Here is a 5,333-nt window from a genome sequence, read left to right as displayed (position 1 = left end):
CTGCGCAGTCTGACCGGCAAGAAAATTCATCTGGAACAGCGCGTCGATCCGTCTGTCTTGGGCGGCGTGCGCCTGCAAATGGAAGGACTCCAGATGGACGGCACCGTAAAGAATAAACTGGATGCGATCCGCAGCAAGCTGCTGCACTCTATCGCATAAGTTGGGAGAGTTGGTGAGACTATGCAGTTACGTCCAGAAGAAATCAGCAGTGTAATTAAAGCACAGATAAAAAATTATGATACAAAGATCGAGCAGAGCGAGACCGGCACCATTATCTTGATCGGTGACGGCATCGCGCGCGCAGACGGTCTGGAAAATGTTATGGCAAACGAGCTGGTATCGTTTGCCAACGGCGAATACGGCATGGCAATGAACCTCGAAGAGAACTCGGTCTCCATCGTTATGCTGGGTTCTGACAAGGGTGTTCGTGAGGGAGATACCGTCAAGCGCACCGGCAAGGTTGTATCCGTACCGGTCGGCGAGGCGCTTCTCGGCCGCGTCGTAAACGCATTGGGTCAGCCGGTAGACGGCAAAGGCCCGATTGAAGCGACAGAGACCCGTCCGATTGAGTCTCCGGCACCGGGCATTATCGAGCGTCAGCCGGTAAATGTACCGCTGCAGACCGGTATCAAGGCGATTGACTCCATGATTCCGATTGGCAGAGGTCAGCGAGAGCTGATTATCGGTGACCGCCAGACCGGTAAGACTACGCTGGCAGTAGATACGATTATCAACCAGCGCGGAAAAGATGTCATTTGCATCTATGTTGCCATCGGTCAGAAGAATTCGACGGTAGCGACGCTGGTTGAGGATCTGACCAAGGCGGGCGCGATGGATTACACGATTGTCGTGGCATCGACCGCGTCGGAGCTGGCACCGCTTCAGTATATCGCACCGTACTCCGGCTGCGCGATGGGCGAGTACTTCATGAATAAGGGCAAGGATGTCCTTGTGGTATATGATGACCTGTCCAAGCACGCCGTAGCCTACCGTGCGCTTTCTCTTTTGATTCGCAGACCGCCAGGACGTGAAGCATATCCGGGCGATGTCTTTTATCTGCACTCCAGACTGCTGGAGCGCGCAGCGCGTCTGAACGATGACAACGGCGGCGGTTCGCTGACTGCTCTGCCGATTATCGAGACACAGGCGGGCGATGTCTCCGCGTATATTCCGACCAATGTTATTTCGATTACAGACGGTCAGATTTTCTTGGAGACAGAGCTGTTCCATTCCGGTATCATGCCGGCAGTAAACCCGGGTATTTCCGTCAGCCGAGTCGGCGGCAACGCGCAGATCAAGGCGATGAAGAAGGTATCCGGTACACTGAAGCTGGCATACTCGCAGTACCGCGAGCTGCAATCGTTCGCACAGTTCGGTTCTGACCTCGATGAGGACACCAAGCGCCGTCTGGCGCAGGGCGAACGCATCGTAGAGGTGCTCAAGCAGAACCGCACCGCACCGATTGCGGTAGAAAATCAGGTTGCTATCATTTATGCCGTCACCAATAATATGCTCGAAGATGTCAAGGTCGAGGATATTCTGGACTTCGAGCGCGAGCTGTATGCACACTTGGATGCCAATCCGGATGTGCTGGCAGAGATCCGCGAGAAGGGCACGATGGGCGATGAGACCACAGAAAAGCTGAAAGATGCAATCACAACGGTCAAGACTGCTTTTCTCAAGACAAGATAAGGAGGCTGAAACATGGGAGCCTCTATGAAGGAGATCAAAAACCGCATCAAGAGCGTGCAGAGCACGCGGCAGATCACTAAAGCGATGGAGCTGGTAGCTTCGTCCAAGGTGCGCCGCGCGCGCGAGCGCATTGAACGCACGGAGCCGTTTTTCAACATCCTGTATGAAACCATGACGGGAATTGCCTATGGAAAACGAGATTTCAAGTCTCCGTTCGTGGAGCCGCGGGAAGAGATCAAAAAAGTCTGCTATGTCATCATTGCCGGTGACAGAGGACTCGCGGGCGGCTACAACAGCAATGTGATGAAGCTGGTCGAGAGTCATATCGCGCAGCAGAACGGTGCAGAGGTGTGCACGGTTCCGGTCGGCAAAAAGGCAATGGAATACTGCAAGAGACGGAATATGGAAATTCTGACCGAGGCATATACCGTGGCAGAGGATGCCAGCATCGGCAACTGCCATACCGCGGCGCATATGCTCGCCAAGGAATTTGTCAAGGGCTCTTTTGATGCGATTTATATCGTGTATACCAATTTCGTTTCCATGCTGACCCAGCACGCGACAGTCATGCAGGTACTGCCGGTACCGTATGAAAAGAGCGAGGCGAAAAATGCAAGCGGCGCGATGACCCTGTATGAGCCGAGTCCGGAGACCGTGTTCAATGCGATTGTGCCGGAGTACATCGCCGGTATCTTTTATGGCGCGCTGTGCCAGTCCTATGCATCGGAGCAGGCGGCACGCCGCACGGCCATGGATTCTGCAAGCAAGAATGCGGACGATATGATAGAAGATCTGAGCCTGAAGTACAACCGTGCTCGTCAGGGCGCGATTACGCAGGAGATTACGGAGATTGTAGCGGGCGCGGAGGGCGAATAATGCCCTTCCGCCGCGCGAGCAAAGAAACTAAGAAGGAGAAATGTGCATGAACGAGCAAAACGTGGGTACCGTGTCGCAGGTTATCGGCCCGGTACTTGATGTGAAATTTGCAGACGGACAGCTTCCTAACCTTCTCAATGCACTGGAAGTAGATAACCACGGCGAGACCATTATCGCTGAGGTGGCACAGCATATCGGCGACAACACAGCCCGCTGCATCGCCATGAGCTCGACAGACGGTCTGGTTCGCGGCGCAAAGGCAGTGGATACCGGCGGATCCATCCGCGTGCCGGTCGGCGAAGAGACACTGGGACGTATGTTCAACCTGCTCGGTCAGCCGATTGACAACGGCAAACCGGTAGAGACCGAAGAAAAGTGGGAAATCCATCGTCCGGCTCCGACGTTTGAGGAGCAGGAAGGTGCGGTAAATATTCTGGAAACCGGCATCAAAGTCGTTGACCTGATTTGCCCATACGCAAAGGGCGGTAAGATTGGTCTGTTCGGCGGTGCAGGTGTAGGCAAGACCGTCCTGATTCAGGAGCTGATTAACAACGTTGCCAAGGAGCACGGCGGCATCTCGGTATTCTCCGGTGTCGGCGAGCGCACCCGTGAGGGCAATGACCTGTACGGCGAAATGGCAGAGTCCGGCGTTCTGAACAAGACCGCACTCGTGTACGGTCAGATGAACGAGCCGCCAGGAGCACGTATGCGTGTCGCTCTGTCCGGTCTGACGATGGCAGAATATTTCCGTGACCGCGAGAATCAGGATGTGCTGCTGTTTATCGACAACATTTTCCGTTTCACGCAGGCAGGCTCGGAGGTATCTGCTCTGCTCGGCCGTATGCCGTCCGCAGTAGGCTATCAGCCGACGCTGGCAACCGAAATGGGTGCGCTGCAGGAGCGTATTACATCCACCAAGCGTGGTTCTATCACATCCGTACAGGCGGTTTATGTGCCGGCGGATGACTTGACAGACCCGGCTCCGGCAACGACGTTTACGCATCTGGACGCAACGACGGTACTCGACCGCGGCATCGCTTCGCAGGGTATTTATCCGGCAGTTGATCCGCTGGAATCGACTAGCCGTATTCTGACACCGGAAATTCTCGGTCAGGAGCATTATGATGTTGCCCGTCAGGTACAGCGCGTCTTGCAGCGCTATAAAGAGCTGCAGGATATTATTGCCATCATGGGTATGGACGAACTGTCTGAGGAAGATAAGCTCACCGTAGCCCGTGCGCGTAAGATTCAGCGCTTCCTGTCGCAGCCGTTTACGGTCGGCGAGCAGTTTACCGGCATCAAGGGCAAGTATGTTCCGCTCAAGGAGACCATCCGCGGCTTCCGTGAAATTCTGGAAGGCAAGCATGATGATCTGCCGGAGTCGGCATTCTTGTTTGTCGGAACCATTGATGAGGCAGTGGAGAAGGCAAAGAAGGGGGAATAACGCATGAGTGTATTCCATCTTCGCATTGTGACGGCAGACGGCGAGTTCTTTAACGGCGAAGCACAGCGCGTGCTCGTCCGGACGATTGACGGCGATGTCAGCATCTTGGCGAATCATATCCCGTATCTGACCGCACTCGGCATGGGTGAATGCCGCGTGACCGGGGCAGACGGCGAGACGCGCCGGGCAGCCTGCATCGGCGGGATGCTGTCTGTGCGGGACAATGAAGTCAATCTCGCAGCGACCACGTTTGAGTGGGCGGAGGACATTGACGTCAGCCGCGCTGAGCGCGCGCGCCAGCGTGCCGAGCAGCTGCTTCAGCAGCACGCGGATGCCCGCGATCAAGAGTTAGCGCAGGCAAGACTCAAGCGTGCTCTGACACGTATCAATGTGGGAAAATAATGTCACAAAACAACCGGCTGGTATCGTTTGTATGCGGTATCAGCCGGTTTTTGTGCTCAAAATAGGAAACGCGTGACAGAAACCGTGCGGCATGATATAATAGATACAATTGTATGGAATAAAAATATAGGAGGAAGCGCATATGTATTGCAACCGGTGCGGCGCATATATCCCCGAAGATGCGGATTTCTGCCCACAATGCGGAAGTCGTGTGTCTCGGCAGGCAGCACAGGCGCAGATGCAGGAAGGCATTCCGATTCGTCGGGCACACCGCAGCCATTCCCTTCTTCTTGGCGCGATTCTTGCGGTGGCGGCGGTTCTCATCGTCTGCATCATCTGCCTGACGATTGTGACCACAGGAAATCAACAGGCACAGCTGGAAACATCCAAGCAGAGCCAGACCCAACAGGAAGAACAGCCGAAACACAGCACAAATTCGGAAACCAGCGACGCAGAAGATAAAACGAAACAAGAGGAATCTGCATCGGATTCTCAAGTCACCAATAATTACTATTATTATGGCTCCGGTACAGAACATGCCAATGATTACTATAATCAGGTGGGCAGCAACGGCTATCTGTGGCCGTCGGACAGCGAATATATTTCTACCAGCGATCTGAGCGGTCTCAATCAGGATACCGTGGCGGCCATTCGCAATGAGATTTATGCGCGGCATGGATATGCATTTCACAGCACGCGCTGGCAGAATTATTTTTCCAGTAAGACTTGGTATCATCGGGACAGCACGTGCACAGCGAACAACATTGACTCTCGACTTTCCGATATAGAACGCGCGAATATTGCTACATTGGTTTCCTATGAGGAGAACAAGGGATGGCGATAAGACAGCTCATGGTGGGCACACTGGCGGCAGCCCTGCTGCTGAGCGGCTGCGGCAATCCGCAGAGCGATCATGTCG

General features: G+C 54.5%; 6 protein-coding genes. All 6 read left to right on the top strand.

The window, feature by feature from the left end; genetic code table 11:
- The 6 genes from ACR0P9_RS07185 (at window position 1) to ACR0P9_RS07160 (ending at window position 5,258) form a co-directional block, all read left to right on the top strand.
- Window positions 1-159 carry a F0F1 ATP synthase subunit delta gene (locus ACR0P9_RS07185; RefSeq protein ID WP_432618714.1) on the top strand — a complete coding sequence of 53 codons (159 nt, stop codon included), beginning with the start codon at window positions 1-3 and terminating at the stop codon, window positions 157-159.
- Between the two features lie 21 nt (window positions 160-180).
- A complete protein-coding gene (atpA, locus tag ACR0P9_RS07180) occupies window positions 181-1,692 on the top strand; it encodes a F0F1 ATP synthase subunit alpha (protein WP_432618712.1) in 1,512 nt (503 codons plus the stop codon).
- Between the two features lie 12 nt (window positions 1,693-1,704).
- Window positions 1,705-2,568, top strand: coding sequence for an ATP synthase F1 subunit gamma (gene atpG, locus ACR0P9_RS07175; protein ID WP_432618710.1), 864 nt, complete (start codon window positions 1,705-1,707; stop codon window positions 2,566-2,568).
- Window positions 2,569-2,614: 46 nt separating this feature from the next.
- The gene (gene atpD, locus ACR0P9_RS07170; protein WP_432618708.1) at window positions 2,615-4,012 is read left to right on the top strand and encodes a F0F1 ATP synthase subunit beta; all 1,398 of its coding nucleotides are present in this window, start codon (window positions 2,615-2,617) and stop codon (window positions 4,010-4,012) included.
- 3 nt (window positions 4,013-4,015) lie between these two features.
- A complete protein-coding gene (atpC, locus tag ACR0P9_RS07165) occupies window positions 4,016-4,414 on the top strand; it encodes an ATP synthase F1 subunit epsilon (RefSeq protein WP_432618706.1) in 399 nt (132 codons plus the stop codon).
- A 142-nt stretch (window positions 4,415-4,556) separates the two neighbouring features.
- Complete coding sequence (locus ACR0P9_RS07160) at window positions 4,557-5,258, top strand: YARHG domain-containing protein (RefSeq protein WP_432618704.1); 702 nt, start codon at window positions 4,557-4,559, stop codon at window positions 5,256-5,258.
- Window positions 5,259-5,333: the final 75 nt, after the last annotated feature.

The sequence above is a fragment of the Butyricicoccus sp. genome, assembly GCF_050872565.1.
Lineage (GTDB): Bacteria > Bacillota > Clostridia > Oscillospirales > Butyricicoccaceae > Butyricicoccus_A.
The sequence above is the reverse complement of the archived record's forward strand: the minus strand, read 5'-3'. Positions and strand labels throughout refer to the sequence as shown.

Coding starts and splice junctions, on each gene's coding strand:
- atpA (WP_432618712.1), top strand. CDS start 181: ATGCAGTTACGTCCAGAAGAAATCAGCAGTGTAATTAAAGCACAGATA.
- atpG (WP_432618710.1), top strand. CDS start 1,705: ATGGGAGCCTCTATGAAGGAGATCAAAAACCGCATCAAGAGCGTGCAG.
- atpD (WP_432618708.1), top strand. CDS start 2,615: ATGAACGAGCAAAACGTGGGTACCGTGTCGCAGGTTATCGGCCCGGTA.
- atpC (WP_432618706.1), top strand. CDS start 4,016: ATGAGTGTATTCCATCTTCGCATTGTGACGGCAGACGGCGAGTTCTTT.
- ACR0P9_RS07160 (WP_432618704.1), top strand. CDS start 4,557: ATGTATTGCAACCGGTGCGGCGCATATATCCCCGAAGATGCGGATTTC.